Annotated in this window: 16 protein-coding genes; 10 read left to right on the top strand and 6 right to left on the bottom strand. The window is 30.8% G+C overall.

What is annotated here, in order from left to right:
* Positions 1-3 precede the first annotated feature (3 nt).
* The 3 genes from gldF (at position 4) to dnaN (ending at position 3,626) form a co-directional block, all read left to right on the top strand.
* Positions 4-735, top strand: a complete 732-nt coding sequence (gene gldF, locus RM520_RS06510; protein WP_311384915.1) for a gliding motility-associated ABC transporter permease subunit GldF — start codon at positions 4-6, stop codon at positions 733-735.
* Positions 732-2,402, top strand: a complete 1,671-nt coding sequence (gene gldG / locus RM520_RS06505; RefSeq protein ID WP_311387407.1) for a gliding motility-associated ABC transporter substrate-binding protein GldG — start codon at positions 732-734, stop codon at positions 2,400-2,402. The genes gldF and gldG overlap by 4 nt, the downstream gene beginning before the upstream one ends.
* Before the next feature lie 105 nt (positions 2,403-2,507).
* Positions 2,508-3,626, top strand: coding sequence for a DNA polymerase III subunit beta (gene dnaN / locus RM520_RS06500; protein ID WP_311387406.1), 1,119 nt, complete (start codon positions 2,508-2,510; stop codon positions 3,624-3,626).
* A gap of 56 nt (positions 3,627-3,682) precedes the next feature.
* On the opposite strand, the gene RM520_RS06495 is transcribed toward dnaN, so the two are convergent.
* The gene (locus RM520_RS06495) at positions 3,683-4,042 is read right to left on the bottom strand and encodes a DUF4870 domain-containing protein (RefSeq protein WP_311387405.1); all 360 of its coding nucleotides are present in this window, start codon (positions 4,040-4,042) and stop codon (positions 3,683-3,685) included.
* A gap of 84 nt (positions 4,043-4,126) precedes the next feature.
* On the opposite strand from RM520_RS06495, the gene mnmE reads away from it, so the two are divergent.
* Together mnmE and RM520_RS06485 are read left to right on the top strand one after the other, a co-directional pair.
* The gene (gene mnmE, locus RM520_RS06490; protein ID WP_311387404.1) at positions 4,127-5,497 is read left to right on the top strand and encodes a tRNA uridine-5-carboxymethylaminomethyl(34) synthesis GTPase MnmE; all 1,371 of its coding nucleotides are present in this window, start codon (positions 4,127-4,129) and stop codon (positions 5,495-5,497) included.
* 50 nt (positions 5,498-5,547) lie between these two features.
* Positions 5,548-6,282 carry a tyrosine-protein phosphatase gene (locus RM520_RS06485; protein WP_311387403.1) on the top strand — a complete coding sequence of 245 codons (735 nt, stop codon included), beginning with the start codon at positions 5,548-5,550 and terminating at the stop codon, positions 6,280-6,282.
* Positions 6,283-6,284: 2 nt separating this feature from the next.
* On the opposite strand, the gene RM520_RS06480 is transcribed toward RM520_RS06485, so the two are convergent.
* The 3 genes from RM520_RS06480 to RM520_RS06470 form a co-directional block, all read right to left on the bottom strand.
* Positions 6,285-8,675: a GumC family protein gene (locus RM520_RS06480; protein ID WP_311384910.1), complete on the bottom strand. Its 2,391-nt coding sequence runs from the start codon at positions 8,673-8,675 to the stop codon at positions 6,285-6,287.
* A gap of 16 nt (positions 8,676-8,691) precedes the next feature.
* Entirely contained in the window at positions 8,692-9,486 is a 795-nt protein-coding gene (locus RM520_RS06475; RefSeq protein WP_311384909.1) for a polysaccharide biosynthesis/export family protein, read from the bottom strand.
* A gap of 72 nt (positions 9,487-9,558) precedes the next feature.
* Positions 9,559-11,427 (bottom strand): SDR family NAD(P)-dependent oxidoreductase, encoded by a 1,869-nt coding sequence (locus RM520_RS06470; RefSeq protein ID WP_311387402.1) that lies wholly within the window; start codon positions 11,425-11,427, stop codon positions 9,559-9,561.
* A 228-nt stretch (positions 11,428-11,655) separates the two neighbouring features.
* Between RM520_RS06470 and RM520_RS06465 the strand changes: the two genes are divergently transcribed.
* The 5 genes from RM520_RS06465 to RM520_RS06445 all read left to right on the top strand — a co-directional run bounded on the left by RM520_RS06465 (position 11,656) and on the right by RM520_RS06445 (position 17,810).
* On the top strand, positions 11,656-13,029 hold the full coding sequence (locus tag RM520_RS06465) for a sugar transferase (RefSeq protein WP_311384907.1): 1,374 nt from the start codon (positions 11,656-11,658) through the stop codon (positions 13,027-13,029).
* Positions 13,030-13,100: 71 nt separating this feature from the next.
* Entirely contained in the window at positions 13,101-14,117 is a 1,017-nt protein-coding gene (locus RM520_RS06460; RefSeq protein ID WP_311384906.1) for an NAD-dependent epimerase/dehydratase family protein, read from the top strand.
* 63 nt (positions 14,118-14,180) lie between these two features.
* Positions 14,181-15,176 carry an SDR family oxidoreductase gene (locus tag RM520_RS06455; RefSeq protein ID WP_311387401.1) on the top strand — a complete coding sequence of 332 codons (996 nt, stop codon included), beginning with the start codon at positions 14,181-14,183 and terminating at the stop codon, positions 15,174-15,176.
* Positions 15,177-15,182: 6 nt separating this feature from the next.
* Positions 15,183-16,523 (top strand): UDP-glucose dehydrogenase family protein, encoded by a 1,341-nt coding sequence (locus RM520_RS06450; RefSeq protein ID WP_311387400.1) that lies wholly within the window; start codon positions 15,183-15,185, stop codon positions 16,521-16,523.
* Positions 16,524-16,532: 9 nt separating this feature from the next.
* Positions 16,533-17,810 (top strand): nucleotide sugar dehydrogenase, encoded by a 1,278-nt coding sequence (locus RM520_RS06445; RefSeq protein ID WP_311387399.1) that lies wholly within the window; start codon positions 16,533-16,535, stop codon positions 17,808-17,810.
* Positions 17,811-17,831: 21 nt separating this feature from the next.
* Here the strand turns inward: RM520_RS06445 and RM520_RS06440 are convergent, their stop codons facing one another.
* Together RM520_RS06440 and RM520_RS06435 are read right to left on the bottom strand one after the other, a co-directional pair.
* The gene (locus RM520_RS06440) at positions 17,832-19,454 is read right to left on the bottom strand and encodes a hypothetical protein (RefSeq protein ID WP_311387398.1); all 1,623 of its coding nucleotides are present in this window, start codon (positions 19,452-19,454) and stop codon (positions 17,832-17,834) included.
* Between the two features lie 124 nt (positions 19,455-19,578).
* Positions 19,579-21,021 (bottom strand): lipopolysaccharide biosynthesis protein, encoded by a 1,443-nt coding sequence (locus RM520_RS06435; protein WP_311387397.1) that lies wholly within the window; start codon positions 21,019-21,021, stop codon positions 19,579-19,581.
* Positions 21,022-21,281: the final 260 nt, after the last annotated feature.

Here is a 21,281-nt window from a genome sequence, read left to right as displayed (position 1 = left end):
TATATGATTGCAATATTCAAAAAAGAAATAAAATCATTTTTCACCTCAGCAATAGGGTATCTAATAATAGCCTTATTCCTTTTACTTACAGGTCTTTTTTTGTGGGTATTCAAAGGAAGTTTCAATATTTTTGATTACGGATTCTCCGATTTAAGTAATTTTTTTCTACTTGCTCCTTGGGTATTTCTTTTTCTTATTCCCGCGATTACAATGAAAAGTTTTTCAGAAGAGAAAAAGCTGGGCACTTTAGAATTATTAATTATAAAACCTATTAGTACTTTAGAACTGGTTTTTGGTAAATTTTTGGGAGCATTTGCATTAAGTTTAGTCGCTATTATTCCAACCACTATCTATGTCATTTCAATTCATAATTTAGGATTAACGGAAGGTAATTATGACGTTGGAGTAGTTATTGGTTCTTATTTTGGGTTACTTTTTTTAATAGCAACCTATACCAGCATTGGTGTTTTTTCATCTTCTATTACTGACAATCAAATACTTTCATTTATTCTAGCCATAGTACTTTGTTTCTTGGTTTATTTCGGATTTGAATCATTAGCCTCATTAAGTACTAACGGGAATACACAACAATTTATAAAATCATTTGGAGCAAAAACCCATTTTGATAGCATTGCACAAGGTATTATTGACACCCGTGACATAGTTTACTTTGTAGCTTTAACTTTTTTCTTCTGCTACCTGACTTGTAATAATCTTAATACAAGTAGTAAATGATAAAAAAACATACGTTAACTGTTTTAAAAGGCATTGGTGCACTTTTGATTATTAATATCTTAAGCACTTATTTGTACACAAGAATTGATTTAACTGAAGATCAGCGTTATACATTATCAGAAGCAACTATCGAAACTGTAAAAAAGCTCAATTCTCCAGTAATAATTGATATTCTTTTAGATGGAAACTTACCTTCAGAATTCACTAAACTTAAGACCGAAACAGATTTATTATTAAAGCAGTTCAAATTTTTTAACAAAGAAATTCAATTTGATTTTGTTAGTCCTTTAGATGAAATAAAAGACAAACAGCAGGCAATAAATGAATTGCAACAGCTTGGACTTACACCGGCTAATGTCTCTATTGAAGAGGATGGAAAAGTTTCTAATGAGCTCGTTTTTCCATGGGCTATGATTAATTATAATAATACGACCATTAAAGTACCTCTTTTAAAAAATAAACTCGGTGCAACCACTGATGACAGAATTAATAATTCGGTTCAGCAATTAGAATATGCCTTTGCAGATGCCTTTACCAAATTATCTTTGAAAGAAAAAAAGCGAATTGCTGTCATTAAAGGGAATGGTCAGTTAGATGATATTTACGTGGCTGATTATTTAACTTCTATTAGAGAATATTATAATATTGGTGCTATAACATTAGACTCTGTAGATAATAATCCTCAAAAAGTATTAGATCAACTTTCCAATTTTGATTTAGCTTTAATTGCCAAACCGACAGAAGCTTTTAGTGATGAAGAAAAATACGTATTAGACCAATATATTATTAAGGGTGGAAAATCTATTTGGCTGATAGACCAAGTTGTAATGGAATTGGACAGTCTTTTTAATGAAAATGGAGCCAATATGGCCTTGAGAAGAGATTTAAATCTTGATGATTTCTTTTTTAAATATGGTATTAGAATTAATCCAGTATTAATTAATGATTTATATAACACACCCATAGTTTTAGCAACAGGAGAAGCTAATGAATCTCAATACAATCCATTGCCCTGGGTCTATCACCCTATGGTATTCTCAAAGAATAATCACCCTATAAACACCAATATTGAAGCTTCTAGATTTCAATTTGCCAACGCTATTGATACCATAGCTAATAAAAATACAAAAACTGTATTGTTAAGCTCATCACCATTATCAAAGGCTGATGGCATTCCTAAACAAATCAGTTTATCAATTTTAAATGCTCAACCTAATAAAGAATCTTATTTACAAAAAGGAAACCTACCTCTGGTGGTTTTAATAGAAGGTGAATTCACTTCTGCATTTACCAATAGACTAAAACCAATTACGATTGATAAGCCAGTTGAACGTGGTGACCTAAACCAAATGCTAGTTATTGCAGATGGAGATATGATTAAAAATCAAATTAAAAATGGTCGACCGCTTACTTTGGGATATGATAAGTGGACAAACAACACCTATGGTAATAAAGAGTTCCTGATTAATAGTATTAATTATCTTCTTGACGATAATGGACTTATAAACATTCGAAATAAAAAAGTTGCTATTCCTCTTCTAGATATTGAAAAAATAAGCTCTCAAAAATCAATGTGGCAATTGATAAACATTGGTGTTCCCGTTATTATTACCTTACTATTAGGGATCGTATTCAATTATCTTAGAAGAAAGAAATATACTAGCTAGGTGTTGATAAATTAGTTTTCTAAGCAAGTAGTTTTAAAATATCTTTGTTTAACCACAATAGCCCATTTAAAAGTTCTTGTGGTTTTAAAAATGTAAATTGACAGCATGAAATTTATTGTATCAAGCACTTATTTATTAAAACAATTACAAGTTTTAGGTGGAGTAATTAATAGTAGCAACACCTTACCCATTTTAGATAATTTTCTATTTGACTTGAATAAAAACAAATTGACTGTTTCTGCTTCCGACCTTGAAACAACAATGAGTTCGGTTTTAGAGGTTGACTCAGATTCTGAAGGGGCCATCGCTGTGCCTGCAAGACTTCTTTTAGATACTTTAAAGACCTTTCCAGAGCAGCCATTAACTTTTATAATCGAAGATAATAATACTATTGAAATTAGTTCTAATCACGGGAAATATGCTTTAGCTTATGCTGATGGCGCCGAATTTCCTAAGGCAGTTGAATTATCAAACCCTAGTGCCACAACATTGATGGGGGACATTTTAGCAACTGCGATTAACAAAACAATTTTTGCTGCTGGTAATGATGATTTAAGGCCTGTTATGAGCGGTGTTTTTTTTCAGTTTTCAACTGAGAATTTAACCTTTGTGGCTACGGATGCGCATAAATTGGTAAAATATCAAAGACATGATGTTCAAGCTTCTGAGGTTGCAGAATTCATAATGCCTAAGAAACCTTTAAATCTTTTAAAAGGTATTTTGTCAGGTTCTGAATCGGAAGTTAAAATCGAATATAATGAGAGTAATGCGAAATTTAGTTTTGACGACACGGAGCTTATTTGTCGGTTAATTGATGGTAAATACCCTAACTATGAGGCTGTTATACCAAAAGAAAATCCAAATCAACTTTCGATATCTCGAAATCAATTTTTGAGTTCAGTTCGCAGAGTGAGTATATTTTCCAATAAAACAACACATCAAATTCGTCTTAAAATTGCTGGAGCGGAATTAAATATTTCTGCCGAAGACGTTGATTATAGCAATAAAGCAGAAGAACGCCTTTCATGTGCCTATCAAGGTGATGATATGCAAATAGGTTTCAATTCAAGATTTTTGGTTGAAATGCTAAATAATCTTAATTCTGATGAAGTTTCTTTAGAAATGAGTTTACCTAACAGAGCAGGAATCTTAACACCTATTGATGGATTAGATGAAGGAGAACACGTAACAATGTTAGTTATGCCCGTAATGCTAAATAGTTGAAAAACCAACTTCAAATACTTAAAAAAAGGTTGCATTAATTAATGCAACCTTTTTTATTAGATAAATTTAATAGTTAAAAAGTATGATGGATTCTCTCCATTTGCAGCTTTTACAGCATTAACTATAGGGACTACAAAACCTATAATTCCAACAGCAATTAAAGTTAATATTCCAAGTCCCAATAATAATATAGCCGGAATACTTAAAACTATATATAGTAACATACTCAATTGAAAATTGATAATAGACCTACCATGCACATCCATACCCTCAACAGTATTTTTAGAGGTAAGCCAAATTATTAAAGGCACTAAAAACCCTCCAAAACCAGTCACATAGTGCAATAATTGGCTTAAATGCGTTAACGACACGAGACTATTGTCTTTTCTTAAAACTTGTTGATTTAATACTTCCATTTTTTGATTGATTTAATGATGTACTTATTTGTAGCATTTTTATTATAAATGTTACAAAGAATGGGTAATTCGTATTTTTGCAGTATGACATATAATGATAATATTATAGCCTTAGCCAGTGCTTCTGGTACAGGCGCTATAGCGGTAATACGTATTTCTGGAATAAACGCCATTGAAATAGTCGCTAAGCAATTTAAGTCTGTAAGAAATAAGAATTTAACAAAACAAAAGACTCATACTATCCATCTAGGACACATTATTGATGAAAATAAAATTATAGATAAGGTTTTAGTTTCAATCTTTAAAGCACCTAATTCGTACACTGGCGAAAATGTGGCTGAAATATCATGTCATGGCTCACCATATATTCAACAACAAATTATTCAATTATTTTTAAGAAACGGTTGCAAAGCTGCTCAAGCTGGCGAATTTACCTTAAGGGCTTTTTTAAATGGTAAAATGGATTTAAGTCAAGCTGAAGCTGTTGCCGATTTGATCGCTAGTGATAGTGAGGCTTCACATCAAATAGCAATGCAACAAATGCGTGGTGGTTTTAGTAATGAAATTTCTAACCTTAGGCAGGAACTCTTAAATTTCGCATCATTAATTGAATTAGAACTAGATTTTTCTCAAGAAGATGTTGAGTTTGCTGACCGCACTCAATTCAATGAACTCCTAAGTAAAATAACAGAACTTTTAAAAAAGTTAATTGACTCGTTTGCTCTAGGTAATGTTATCAAAAATGGGATACCTGTTGCAATTATCGGTGAACCAAATGTCGGCAAATCTACGCTTCTTAATACCTTATTAAATGAGGAACGAGCTATTGTAAGTGATATACCAGGTACTACTCGTGATACTGTGGAAGATCAAATTACCATTGGAGGAATAAATTTTAGATTTATTGACACAGCAGGGATAAGAGACACTAATGACAAAATTGAACAAATAGGCATTACAAAAGCGTTTGAAAAAGTTGAGCAAGCTCGACTTGTTATTTATCTTTTTGAAGCAAAAAAAGATAAGCACCAAGCGATTGAAAAAATACAAAAAGATTTTCCTAACAAAAAAATACTTCTGATTGCAAATAAGATTGATGAAATTGATAAAAAGAGACAAGCTAAACTCCAAAGTAGGTTTAAATCTATTCAACTGGTTTCTGCTAAAACTGGGATTGGAATTAACAATTTAAAAGAAGAATTACTCAAGCTTTCAAATACAGGTGAGCTTGGTAAGGATGATACTATTGTGACCAATAGTCGTCATTATGACGCCTTGTTGAAAGCATTGGGAGCTATTCAAAAAGTAAAAGAAGGCATTGAAGTAGAATTATCTAGTGATTTAATGACTATTGACATTCGCGAGGCTTTATATCATTTAGGTGAGATTACAGGAAGTGTTACTACAGACGATCTTTTAGGAAATATATTTTCTAATTTCTGTATCGGGAAATAATTTATTTACAAAAAAAGCATATCGTATCTTTATGGCTCCAAAACTTATTAATGTTCAGTTTTTTTTCAAAAAAAGAATACTTAGTTGATTATCTAGAGGGATTCATTGACATCCATAACCATATTTTGCCTGGAATAGATGATGGTGCGAAAACTGCAGAAGAATCTATTGATTTGATTAAAGGCTTTGGAGAATTCGGTGTAAAAGATTTTATCTGCACCCCTCATATTATGCATAATTACTATGAAAATACCCCTAAAACCATAAAGAAATCTTACAAAAAATTAAAGAAGGTCTTAAAGGAGGAAAAATATGATGTAAAATTGAATTATGCTGCGGAACATATGATTGATGATAATTTTGAACATATTTTAGGAAAAGATAAAATTTTACCTTTAAATTCAAATCATCTGCTCATTGAAATGTCTTATCTACAACCAAGTATCAATTTTGATGTATCTATTCAAAAGATTCAAAGCAAGCAATTTTTCCCTGTTTTTGCTCATCCAGAACGCTATCAATATTTAAATAGCGATTACGAAAAATATGAGTACTATAAGTCTAAAGGACTAAAGTTTCAAATGAATCTTTTATCTCTAAGTAATTACTATGGAAAAGAAATCAATAAAACTGCGTTGAAATTACTCAATGATGGTTTGTATGATTTTATCGGCAGTGATGTACATAATTCTAGACATTTATCTAGTATCAGAAAAATAAAAATAAGTAAACAAACCGCAAGTCAGCTGCTAACAATAATTGATAATAATAAACTATTCTTATAGGTTTATTTACCCAATTGCCACCATTTTTTCTGTTTAACTCCGTAGCCGTAACCATATTTACCACCATAGCCTAAATCAGAATTTTTAACCGCATTAACTACAAAGGCTAAATTTGGAAATTTACCTTCTTTCATTAACTGAATAGGAACTTCTAATATTCTTTTTTCAGTATATCCGGCTTTTGTCACATATATTACTTGTGAAACATAATTACTGATTAAAAGAGTATCACTAACGGCAATAACTGGCGCTGAATCAACTACTATATAATCATATTTGTCAGAAACTTCATCCAACAAATCCTTAAACCTGTCTTTCATCAATAATTCTGTAGGGTTTGGCGGAATCTTTCCTGAATAAATAACATCAATTTTTTCTTCACCTACATCAATATTTTGAATTATCTGTTTGCTAGAAAATTTTTCGTCAAATAAATAGTCTGTTAAACCAACATTAGTATGCCTTGGTTTAGAATCTGTCTCTTTTGCCAATGATGAATTATAGAATTTATAAATCTTTGGGTTTCTAATATCAGCTCCAATTAAAAGAACTTTCTTTTTAGTAGTAGCAAGTATTTTTACAAGATTGGATGATACAAATGTTTTACCCTCACCCGGTATACTTGAGGTTACTAAAACTATATTAGCATGTGTTGAACTATTCTTAGTTCTTAATAAATAATCTAAATTGGTTCTCAAAATTCTAAAAGACTCCGCTAAAATTGAACGGTCATTACTTTCAACCATTTTAGCTTCCTTTCTTTCTAATTTAGGGAGCTCTGCTAAAACAGGAATGTTCTTCACTATATCTTCAACTCCAGTTTTACTGTGTACCTTATTATCCATTAAACTTGAAACGTAAACACCAGCAAAAGGCACAATAAAGCCTAAAAGGATTGAAGCTAAAAGTATAATTGGTTTATTTGGTGAAACAGGGTCAAAAGAATCGCTATATGCAAAGTCTATAACTTTTGATTTTGGTGTAGATGATGCAAAAGTTATTTGAGATTCTTCTCTTTTTTGTAAAAGATATAAATATAGAGATTCTGTTGTTTGCTGCTTTCTTGTAATATCTCTAAGGGCTCTTTCATTTTTTGGAGCGGAATAAATTTTTGAATTTAGTCTTGAGAGTTGAGAACTCAAATTATTAACCTGCAAATTTAAAGTATTGGTCATACTATTTAAACTTGATTGTAAACTTCGTTTTAAACCATTAAGCTCTTGATCCAAGTTGACAATTATTGGGTTCTTTTCATTTGAACTTTTCAATAATCTTTCTCTTTGGGAAACCAATTGATTCCATTTAGCTGTTGTTGCCGCGATTGAGGCGTCTGCTAAGCCTATATTGGATGGTAAAACCTCATAACCATCTTGAGACTCAACATAGTCTTTCATACTTGCCGCAATACTATATTGCGTTGAGACCTGCTGAAGCTCCTGCTGGTTCTCAGCACCAACTGTTAGATTTAAACTTGCCTGTGAAGCAATATCCGTTAAACCTCTATCAGTCTTAAAATCTTGTGCACTCTGGTCTACATTGGAAAGGTTTGAGTATATTTCAGCAATTCTATCTTCAATAAAACTTGAAGTTTTATCGGCAACATTTTTCTTGTCTTCGATAGCATTGTCATTATAGTTATTGATTAATGCATTTAAAATATCTCTACCTCTATCTGGTACTGGGTCTTTTAATGATAGATTCACAATGTTTGAAAATTCCTTAGACTGTTCAATTGCTGTGTTCTTTTTATAAAATTCTGCTATTTTAGAAAGCGGAATAACTTCAATTTTATACTTTTTACCACTTAACCTACTGACATCAGCCTGTTTAGGAAGAACGACAATGTCCCCCAATAGAGTTTTAATTTTATTACCAAACGAATAAGTTTTAAATTCATTTTTTTCACCATCCCTATCCTCTTTGAACTCAAATTTATTACTAGAAGTAACATTAATAAAATAATTTGCTTTTGAGTTATTGATTATAGAGTCTGCTTTAATAAAATTTAATTCAAATGGTATGTCTTCGTATAAATCAGAATCTTTAATATTGCCTAGTTCAAAGAACTTTACATTAAGCCCCAATTGATAAGCTACTTCAATAAAACTTGTTCTAGAATTTAAAATTTCTAATTCATCCTCAACCTTATTACCTCCGCCTGATAAAAAATTTAAATCTTTAAAAAGCGATAATTCCGGATTAGAACCATTCTCCTCAAGTATTTGAATTTTAGCGGCATTAGCAAACTGAGGTATGGCATACCGAAGATATACTAATCCACCAGCCACAAAAATAACAATGGATAGTAAAAACCACTTCCAATGCTTTGTATAGCTAGCGACAATCTTACTTATATCAATACTATTGCTAGTTAATCCGATGTTTGAATCCATAAAATTATTCTCGAATTTAGTTTCGTGTTAAAATCAAAACTGTAGAGGTAATTAGAATTGAGGCAATCGAAACAGCTATTGTTGCCCTATTATCTAAACTAGAAGAAGTAATAGCAGATTTATTAGGTTCAACAATTACTACATCATTTTGAGTCAAATAATACACTGGCGACTGTACCGCTTTTTTTGAAGTCAAATCAATACGATGATAAATTTTTGTTCCATTAAAATCTCTAATCACCAGAACATTCTTTCTTAGACCTTTCAAAGTAATATCATTTGCAAGACCTAAAGCTTCCATAATAGTTATTTCTTCCCCATTAATTTGATAAGTACCTGGTCTATTTACCTCACCTAAAATAGTCACTTGAAAATTCTGTAATCTTATATTGATGATTGGGTTCTTTAAATAATCAGTAAGTTTTTCTCTTAAACTAATTCGCAATTCTTCCGGTGAAAGTCCTGCAATTTTAATTTTTCCTATGACAGGAAAGTCAATTTCGCCGCTTTGATCCACTAAATAATCTACTTGTTGTATAGTACCTCCGAGTTTCGTTACTTCTGATTGCGAAGGCGCTCTAAAAAGATTGAATGGAGCACTAGCTTCAGGGTTTAACGTAGAAATGTGAATGCTAACGACATCATCAATTTTAAATTTAGGAGCAAAATTGTCTTCATTCACGATTGTTTCAAAATTACTAACATCTTGAAAATAAACAACTTCTGACTTAGAAGCGCATGAATTTAAAACAATTAAGAATGAAGAAATTAAAATAAAATTAATGCAATTGACAAGTTTTTTGATGTTCATCGTAATGGTATATTTCTTACAAAAATAGTATATAAAGTAAACTCTTTTAAAATACATTTAAAATTATCATTCCTAATTGGTCTGTAGCTTGATAATTTTTTCTTTTTTGCCTTTGTCCAAGTACCTATTATACTCCCGTTTCCATTTACCTAACCCAAAATCTTCTATTAAGTCAAAAATCGGTTCAGAATCATTATCATCGAACAACACGTTTAAACAAATGTGCTCTACTTTTTGTTGTATTTTGTCTTTTGACAACTTCTTGTACTCATTTTCTAATTTCAAAAATTCTTCAGCTTTACTATATTTTTTTAAAGACTTGTAATTTTCAAAAATATTCTCTTCAATAAAATCATTTTTAAAACTACCTTCATTTAAAATGTTACCCTCAGGGCCTTCTATAAGATTAATAATTTGAATTAAAAGCTCTGAATCTATCTTCGTTCCAATTGAAGTTGAAAAAGTGCCTTTCTTAAATTCATCCTGATTAACTGTGAGAAAAAGAATAGTACTAACAACATCTTTCAAATTAGTAAATACTTCCTCCTTATAAATAAATTTCAAGTTAATTGGTCTATTTAAACTTAATTGACCTTTAATGTAATTTACTTCTGAGTTTTTGGTATCATAAACCTTATTAAGTCTCAAAGAAATAAAATCAGTTTTTGAACTTTTTTCATTTAAACTTTCAAGATATAGTTCAGCGAGTCTCTTGCTAACCTCAAGTGTTGTTGTTGGTTTAAAAGCTTTATTTGAAGAACAGAATACAAATTTTTCGACCTTAAATTCTTTAGCTAAATCTGCAATTAGTTTTGTAGAGGTAAGGTTTTGTTGTATCGTCTTATTTTGATTTTCGTCTAAAAACTCCAGAAATGTGTTACCTGCAGTATGAATTACAATCGAAGGTTTAAAATCGTCAAATAAATTTTTCATCAATTTTTTATCCTTGATATCTAAGAGTTTTGGGATAATTTCTAACGAAGAAGAATTACTTAAAAATCCTGATATATGATTCAAACTAGATTCTGAATTGTCAATTAAAACAACTCTTGCATTAATATTGAGTCTGTATAGCCTTTTTGCAAACTCACTACCAATAGAACCTCCGGCTCCTGTTATAAATATTGTTTTGTTCTCTAGTCTTGCTAAATCACTTTGATTGAATAAATTATTTTGAATTTGATTTGGAAAAATAGTCTCATAGTTTAACTCTGCAATTTCGAATTCATCCAAATCGTTAATAGATTTTATTGGAATTCCTAAAGAATAAATTTCATTTAGTGTTTCAAAATAACTATCTGAGTTAGAGTTTCGATTAAGCATAAATAATTCAGCGATTTGTTTTTCCTCTACGTAATCCGATAGCTGTTTTAAATTTTTATCACCATTAATACTTGTAAATATTTTAAGAAGGTTTCTGTTTTGGTCCTCAAACTTTCCTGAGACATTTGCCAAAAAATTATTATCATATTCTTGGTCCGTTATTAAAACAACTTTTATTTGAGGTCTGAACTTAGAAGAAATACGTCTTTTAATGTTTTTATATAAAAACCTTGATGCCACTAATGCTGAAAAACTTAAAACACTATGGACTATGATGATTGAAAGCGGCACCATCAAATCATTCTCTAAAACCAATTTTCCATTAATAACAACCAGAACTATTGTTAAAATATTAGCTAAACATATAGCGTTAAAAATACTATAGACTTCTCTTATCCGGTCGTATTTAACTATTCCCTTATATATTCCAATAAACAAAAAAATCATTGATGTAATTGCCACTACAATAGGCAACTGTACTAGCATTGTATGGCTACTAATATCTGGAAGAATAAAAGAACATAAAGCATAGGACAAAACAAAAGACATTGCCGTAAGCAAAACGTCTATAAAAAAAACTAAACCTATGGGGAACAACCTTTCATGAAATACTTTCATTCGTTGTGATTTATTTAATTTGAAAACAAAAATAGGACAATTGCATTGCTTAAAATGTCTTTTAAAAGTCTTTTCGTTAAAGAAGTAAAAAAATCGGACGTTTGAATATTTTTTATCAAAAAGATTGCGTTTTTGTTGGTTAATTTTTAATTCTCTGGACATATATTTTTTAAATTTATACTAGCTTTTCTTTCATGACGTTTTAAAAGAGCTAAATACTAACTACCTATGTCCAATAAAACGATATTGAATGCTATCGAAAGAAAATCCATTTTATTTATTGGAGACTTTCTCATTATTGGTTTTTCTTTACGTAATTTCATTTTAAGAGCAATTGATTATCAAGATGATGAAACTTTAACAACAAAGGTTTTGATTTTTATTATCGGTTTAGTTGCTTATTTTACAATAGCTTATGTTCTGGACTTATATAATTTAGAAAAAGCACCCAAAACCCTAACGTTAACTGCAATTCGTGTTTTTTCTATTGCCTTCATTTTTACAATAGCCGAATTCATTATCACAACCATTATTTTTGATTTTGCATATTGGAGAATACATCTTGCTGTTTTTACAATATTTTGTCCTATTCAATTGGTTTTATGGAGGCTATTATTTAATTACATTTTTAAATTCGTTCCAATAACCAAAAGGGTACTATATCTCTATGATAATACTACAGAAGATTCGCTCAACAAGAATATAGGTTTGATTAATGGTGATGACGAAAAAGAAACACATCACAAAGTAGTCTCCACCTATCTAAATAATGAAATCTCTGAAGCTGAGAGTGATTTAAATGATTTAAAAAAAGATGTAGATACTTGGATTATCAATACTAGAAATTACAATCATTTTAGCCCAAAGATGGAGCGAAAAATGGTTAATTCAATTTTAGAGCGTAAAGACATCATTACTTACACATCCTTCTATGAAAGTATTTATGAGGCCTTACCAATTGATTCGCACAACGATAGTATATATGAAATACTCCAATTAAAAAATAATAAAATTAGATACGTTCAAAGTATCACCAGTTTCTGCTTCAATTTTATTTTAGCCTTTTTTACAGGAATAGCCTTTTTCAGTGTGGTACCCTTTGTCTATATAATGAATATTTTCTTTAATCGAGGGCCACTATTTTATGCACAATTAAGAGTCGGTAAATATGGTAAGGAATATAAAGTTTATAAGTTTAGATCAATGGTTGTTAATGCCGAAAGCAAAGGTGCTCAAATGGCAACTAAAAATGATGCAAGAATTACCAAGTTTGGAAAAATATTAAGAAAATTCAGGATTGATGAACTACCTCAAATATTATCGGTTATTGAGGGTAATATGGTTTTCATAGGGCCAAGACCCGAGAGAAAGGTTTTTGTTGATAAACTTAATGAAGTTACACCTTTTTACAATGTTCGTCATTTAGTTAAACCAGGCATAACGGGTTGGGCTCAAGTCAAATATAAATACGGAGAAAACATGGAAGATTCAATCCGTAAACTTGAGTATGATTTATACTACATCAAAAACAAATCTGTTGTTTTAGACTTAAGAATCATTTTTAAAACCGTTACTACCATACTTTTCTCTAGAGGTGTTTAAAATACCTTTGATTTCAAGTTTTTTTATCATTTATTACAATATGATTATTGATATTTGACAAAAAATTTTTAATGAAAATTTTAATTACTGGAGCGGCTGGTTTTATCGGGTTTAATCTCTGTAAAAGTTTAATGAATTTAAAATCCTATGAGCTTATAGGTATCGACAATATCAATGATTATTATGATAGCGAACTAAAATATGACAGATTAATTGAACTAGGTATAGCACCTAAAAAGGCTTCTTCTTTTAATACATTAAGTAGTAGTTCGCTTAACAATAAATTCAAATTTGTACGAGTTTCTCTTGAAGACAAGACTTCTTTGGTCAAAATATTTAAAGATTTTCAGTTTGATATTGTTTGTAATTTAGGAGCTCAAGCAGGGGTTCGATATAGCATTACAAATCCAGATACTTATGTGAATAGTAATATTATCGGCTTTTTAAATATCCTAGAATGTTGTAAGGATTTTAAAGTTAAACATTTAATTTATGCTAGTAGTTCAAGTATCTATGGGCTTAATAAAGAAATCCCATTTTCAACTAGCTCAACCACTGACAAACCTATAAGCCTATATGCTGCTTCAAAAAAAAGCAATGAATTAATGGCTCATACTTATAGTTATTTATTTAAATTAAAAACAACAGGGCTTAGATTTTTTACAGTCTATGGGCCATGGGGAAGACCTGACATGGCTATGTTTTTGTTTGTTGATGCCATTATAAAGGGTAAGCCAATTAAAGTATTCAATAATGGTGATATGGAAAGAGATTTTACTTACATTGATGATATTGTGGAAGGCATAAAATTAGTTATTGATAAAAAAACAAAAAACTCTTTATATAAAATATATAACATTGGAAGAGGAAAATCGATTAAACTGAATCATTTTATTGAAGTTATAGAGAAAAGACTTGGGAAAAAAGCAAATAAACAACTTCTAGAATTACAGCCTGGAGATGTTTTAAAAACATGGGCTGATACCTCAAGTTTTAGAAAAGATTATGGTTTTGAAGCGAAAACAGGTGTTGAAAGCGGGGTGACGTCATTTATTGAATGGTATAAAAAGTATTACAAGCAAGAATAATACTTATCTCGTTACAACATTTATTATTTAATTAGGTTAAGATTAAAAACATTAATATAATATATGAATATTTCAAGATTAGGACTCTCTAAAGAATTTAAAATATTAGTGACAGGTGGGGCTGGTTTTATTGGGTCTAACCTTTGTGAAGCACTATTAAATAATGGTAATACTGTCGTTTGCCTAGATAATCTAGCAACCGGCAAGGAAAATAACATCTCCCATTTAAAATCAAGTGAAAATTTTACATTTATTAATGGTGATATAAGAAACATTGAAGATTGTCACAAAGCCTGTAAAGGCATTGACTACGTGCTTCATCAAGCAGCGCTAGGTTCCGTTCCGAGGTCAATAAAAGATCCAATTACTAGTAATGATGTAAATGTTTCGGGTTTTTTAAATATGTTGATAGCATCGAGGGATGCCAAAGTAAAAAGATTTATGTATGCTGCTAGTTCTTCAACATATGGTGATTCAAAAGGTTTACCAAAAGTTGAAGAAGTAATTGGTAAACCATTATCTCCTTATGCTATAACCAAATATGTAAATGAGTTGTACGCATCAATTTTTAATGATACTTATGGACTAGAAACTATAGGATTAAGATATTTTAATGTTTTTGGTAGAAAACAAGACCCTAATGGTGCTTATGCAGCGGTCATTCCAAAATTTGTTATTCAATTAGTAAAGCATCAATCACCTAAAATCAATGGTGATGGAACCTTTTCAAGAGATTTTACTTACATAGATAATGTAATTGAAGCCAATGTTAGATCGATAATTGCTGACTCAAGCGCATCAAACACTGTATATAATGTTGCCTTTGGAGAACGTACGTCATTGAATGAATTAGTTGATATGCTAAAAAAACTCTTATCTAAATTTGATGAAACTATTAATAATGTTTCTATAATTTATGGTCCTGAACGACAAGGAGATGTCCCCCATTCTTTAGCTTCTATTGAAAAAGCAAAAAAAGGGATAGGTTATGCACCCAAGTTTAGTGTTTCAGCCGGTTTAAAAGAAGCTGTAAATTGGTATTGGACTAATCTAAATTGATAGAAAATGAAAATTGTTGTTATTGGTACCGGTTATGTTGGTTTAGTCAGTGGTACTTGTTTTGCTGAAATGGGCAATTCAGTAACATGTGTTGACATTGATTCTGAAAAAATTGAAAATTTAAAAAAGGGAATACTTCCAATTTTTGAACCAGGATTAGAAACTATGGTTAAAAGAAATTTAAAAACTCAAAACCTGTGTTTTTCAACAAGTATCAAAAATGTTTTAGATAATAGTGACTTTGCTTTTATAGCTGTTGGTACTCCAATGGGGGAAGATGGCTCTGCGGATTTAAAGTATGTTTTAGAAGTAGCTCAGACTATCGGCACTAATATGAACAGTCCATTAACAGTAGTAAATAAATCAACGGTGCCCGTAGGTACTGCTGATTTAGTCAAACAAACTATTGAAAAGCAATTAAAAAAACGGAAACTTGATATCGCATTTAGCGTTGCATCAAACCCAGAATTCTTAAAAGAAGGAGATGCCATAAATGACTTTATGAAACCAGATAGGGTCGTGGTTGGCACAGATGATGAGTTGGTGTCAAAAAAAATGAAAAATTTATACGCTCCATTTTTTAGAAGTACATCAGATAGATTCATAGCAATGGATGTGAGATCAGCAGAAATGACAAAATATGTGGCCAATGCAATGCTTGCTACCAAAATTTCATTCATTAATGAAATTTCAAATATTTGTGAGTTGGTAGGTGCAGATGTCAATAAAGTGAGAATTGGTATTGGATCTGATAAAAGAATAGGGTATAGTTTTATTTATCCCGGCAGCGGTTACGGAGGTTCATGTTTTCCGAAAGATGTCAAAGCATTAACAAAAACAGCTGAAGCTAATGGATATACTCCTAAATTAATTCATGCTGTGGAAGCAGTAAATAATGAACAAAAACTAGTCATTGTCCATAAGATAATTAATCGATTTGGTGAAAACTTAAGTGGATTGGAGTTTGCTATATGGGGTTTATCGTTTAAACCAGGAACTGACGATATGAGGGAAGCCCCTTCCATTTATATCATTAATGAATTAACTAAAAAAGGAGCCAAAGTTAGGGCTTATGATCCCAAAGCCATAAATGAAGCAAAAGAATTTTATCTAAAGGACAATAAAAACGTCACATATTACGATTCTAAATATAGCCCATTAAAAAATTGCGATGCTCTAGTTTTACTAACTGAATGGAAAGAATTTAGAGCACCTGATTTTAATGAGATAAAAAAAGAACTCAATAATGCTATTATCTTTGATGGTAGAAACCAATATAATGAAGAATACCTTGCAGAATTAGGGTTTGAATACTATCAAATTGGTAAAAAATTTACAAAAAACTAAACTTCTTACATGAAAAACATAAAGATTTCAATTATAGGATTAGGCTATGTAGGCTTACCGTTGGCAAGGTTATTCGCCACTAAATATCCTGTTATAGGTTTTGATATTAATACCAAACGTGTTGAAGAATTACAGAAAGGTCATGACGACACCTTGGAGGTGGAAGATGAAATCTTAAAAGAAGTTTTAAAAACAGATGATAGTTCAGTTAATGGACTATTTTGTACATCAGACAAAAAACATTTATCGACATGTAATTTTCATATAGTAACAGTACCAACGCCAGTTGATAAAACTAACAGGCCCATTCTTACTCCATTATATAAAGCAAGTGAAACTGTTGGAAGTATACTGAAAAAAGGTGATATAGTGATATATGAATCTACCGTATATCCTGGAGTTACCGAAGAAGAATGCGTACCAGTACTAGAAAAAATTAGCGGCCTTAAATTTAATCAGGATTTTTATGTTGGGTATTCCCCGGAAAGAATTAATCCGGGTGATAAAAAACATACTGTTGAAAAAATATTAAAAGTAACTTCAGGATCAACACCTACCATTGGAAAAGAGGTAGATGATTTATACAATTCTGTTATAGAAGCTGGTACATATTTGGCAACAAATATTAAGGTTGCAGAAGCCGCAAAGGTTATTGAAAATTCCCAAAGGGATATAAATATTGCTTTTGTCAATGAGTTGGCCAAAATATTTAATTTAATGGATATTGATACTCATGCGGTCTTAGAAGCAGCAGGCACTAAATGGAACTTTCTGCCATTTAAGCCAGGTCTGGTTGGTGGTCATTGTATTGGAGTTGACCCTTATTATCTAGCTCAAAAAGCTCAAGAATATGGATACCATCCAGAAATAATTTTAGCCGGTAGAAGATTAAATGACGGTATGGGTAAGTATGTAGCATCTGAAGTTGTAAAATTGATGGTTTTAAATGACATCAAAGTAAAGCAAAGTAATATTCTCGCACTTGGTATAACTTTCAAAGAAAACTGCCCTGATGTAAGAAATACAAAAGCAGTAGATGTTATCAACAACCTAAAAAGCTATGGTACCAATGTTGATGTTTATGATCCTTGGGCTACTTCAGATGAAGTTAAGCACGAATATGGACTTGATTTAATAAAAGATATTTCTGGTAAAAAGTATGACGGAATTGTTTTACTTGTATCACATAAACAATTCTTAGATTTAAATATGAGTGATTTTCAAAAACCTAACAGTATAATTTATGATGTAAAAGGTATTCTTGAAAATGCTGACCAAAGACTATAACTTGACTATAATAAAAGATTATTATGGTAAAGTAAATCCTAAATTAGATGTGGTACTATTATAAAACTTTGCATCAAGTTCAAAATCAGGATACAAGCCGTTTTTACTTCTCGAGTTGATTAAATCTGAAATGTTTTCAAAATTACAACTCTCAAATATCGTATTCCTATTTGGCCTATTGATTTGGAATAAAACCTCCAAATTTTCAAAACTACAATTGGTAAAAGTGTTGTCAAAGGCCTCAGTGTAAATAACATCCCAAAAATAAAAGGCAACACCATATTCCATACCTTTAAAAGTGCAATTTATAAATTCATTATGGTGACCTGCATTACTTGCTCCGTCGCCATCACCATCTATCCAATCTTCAAATTTAACTCCTCCAGCAGCTTTCTCTACAGTAACATTTTTAAATGTGTTATGATGAGCTCCATTAGCAACACTTATACAACCTACATGTTCATCTCGTCCAATGACAATTGAATCTTCAACTAGGTTTTCCGTCACATCATCAAAGCTAAGTTCAATTCTTGTGTTTACGACTGTACAATTTCTTACAATATTGTTATTCGCCCCGTCTTTCAAACAAATCCCATGGGCTATATGATGCATACCCTCCGCCCTTTCAACATAAATATTATCTAAAATTGCATGACTACTATTTGAAGAAATTAAATAATAGTAGTCTGTGGCGTTAATACCATTGTCAGAATATACTTTATTATTGTAGTGTTCGGTGTATTCGCTGCCATTTTCAACAATGACTCCGCGCATTCCACAATTTATTGCCAAACAATCCCTAACTACATTATAATCACCGTCATCAATTGTCAACCCTTGTCCAGTCATATTAAACCCGGAATTACCATCTTTATCGCTATTTTCAATATAAAAGTCACCAGCATCTGTGGTGATAATATTTTTAAAAACACAATACTCTCCCCCCCTATTTACAATATTACTCTTGTAATATTGTACTTGTAAATTTTCTAAATGAATGTAATCTTTATCAAACATTCTGATGGCACTTCCAAGACCAATGTCATTAGTGCGGTTTCCGATAAATGTTGGTAAAATATTTGTATCAAAAGAATCATTATTTTGTTTATAGTCCTCATAAGACACCGTAGCGGCTCCATTACTAATCACATCTAACGGAAACTGAAAATAACCGATAAAGAAAATTCCTCCTTCACTATTACCAGAATTGGTTACTAATAAATCTACATTGCCATAATTACCGGCTTTTATAAATATGGTATCCTTGGCTTTTGCAGTTCTAAAAGCATGTTCTACACTCCAAGGTTCTTGCTCTGTTTTACCACTGTTTGAAGACTGCCCATCAACACTTACGTAAAATACGTTTTCGCTATAAATAAAATTTTCGATTGGCTCTGATTCATCGTCATTTGTTGAAGTATCATCTGCGGGCAGTTCTTCCTCTTCAGTTTCATCAGAATTATCGTCAATCTCTTCCTCAGAATTTTGTTCTTCCAATACATCTTCAATCAAGGAGTCATTTAATTCTTGTAGGGTTTGATAGAAATCACTCTCAGAGGCGCAAGAAAGACATACATTTAAAAGTATCAATAAAAGAAAAAAGGCTTTAAATCTATATTTGAAGGAAATAGGTAATATTTTCATTTTGACAAAGAAGTCTCCAAGTGTTCTAAACTTATATTCATTTCAAAAATCGTCAAAAGGCATATTTTAAACGTTAAAATCACTATTTTTTCGATGAAATACACTAAAAACAATTTTAGTAAGCTTATACCAACTTTGAAAAGACACCTTGTACTTTTTGATAGACTTCATCAAACTCAGGTAAATTTAAGAGTCTTGACCCAAGAATGAATGCAAAAATTCCAATTATAATTTGCAAGATAAATGTTATTAAATCAGACAATTTAAAATACAAAATTGAAAACATGATTAATGATGTTACTATGGAAAGGAATAATATTGGTAAAATATCCATAAACTGTTCCTTCCAAGAATATCCGATCAATTTTCTAGTATAAAAACTATTGATGAAAAATTCAATAAATGCAAAAAACACCAAACCATAAATCATAAATAATATACCCAATTTAATTGAAAGAATAATGATTGGAACTAGGATTAGTTTTTTTATTACCTCTAGGCGTAGATTTAGATTGGAATGCCCTTTAACCAATAATAAATTTAGGTGCAATATTTGTAAAGGATAAAGCAATCCAGCTATACATAATAATTGAAAATATAATATTGATGTTTCCCATTTTTCTCCAATAAGCAAAAATACCATAGGCTTAGCCATTGCAATTAAACCCAGAAGGATTGGAAAATTTATATAAACTGCAAATCTTATAAATTTTTGAAAAGCTATTTTTAATCTTTCTTCATCGTCCTTTATTGTAGAAAGAATTGGAAAACTAATTCGTTGTATTGCTGCTGTAATATTACTACTTACCGGTGTTTTGAATTGTTCAGCTCTAGTATAAAAGCCTAAACTAGCAGTTGAAAAATACTTTCCGATAACAATGTAAAATATATTATGATAAATAGTATTAATCATATTGGCTAAAAGTAATTTATAGCCAAAATCAAATAGTTCTTTGAAACTGTTACATGAAAACAACCATTTTGGGCGCCAATCATTGGTAATCCAATAGACAATACAAACTATTGCAGGCCTTACAACAGCCAATGCAACTAAACTCCAAACTCCATATCCAGCATAAGCCATTATTAATGCGCAAATTCCAGAAATAGCGGCGGCAGTTACTGATACTATTGCTTGTAACTTAAATTTTAAAAATTTGGTATATTGAGTTTTGTGAATTAACGAAAGTGCGTTGATAATTAATACAGCTCCTGCAAGTTGTAAAATTTCTTTTAGAATCGGAGTTTCAAAAAATGAAGCAATTATTTCAGCTGTAAAATATAAAAGAATATAAAGCCCAAAAGCAGTAATTAAATTTATAAAAAAAACTGTATTGTAATCCTTAACGCTAACTGTTGTTTTTCTAATTAAGGCACTTCCAAAACCGGCTTCAACGATAATATTTGCAATAGCAAGAAAAACAGTTAGATAACCTATTATGCCAATCTCTTCCGGTGAGAGTATCCTCGCCAAAACAATTCCTACAATGAAAAGAAATCCTTGACTTACAAGACCATCTAGAATAGTCCAATTAAAGCTAGAAATTGCTTTGTTTTTTAATGACATAACATTAAATGTGTTAAAAACCACAAAAAACGTGAATTCGTTTATTTTAACGATTGTTTTTTTTATTTATTTCTTAATTTTAAATCCCTTTGAGAATTTCCTACAAATAAGTTACGGTAAAGCAGTTCCCCCATTTTATAAAATAAACTGGTTAATCTGTTCGTATGACAAAGTTAATTGGCAAGACAAATACTACTTTTTCTTTCCATTCTATAGTGATGATGTTACTATGGCTATTTACTTTTCATCATTCTTTGGTC

Origin of the sequence: Croceitalea vernalis (genome assembly GCF_031846405.1) — a bacterium.
GTDB lineage: Bacteria > Bacteroidota > Bacteroidia > Flavobacteriales > Flavobacteriaceae > Croceitalea > Croceitalea vernalis.
Note: the sequence above shows the minus strand (reverse complement) of the source record. Positions and strands in the feature narration are given on the sequence as shown.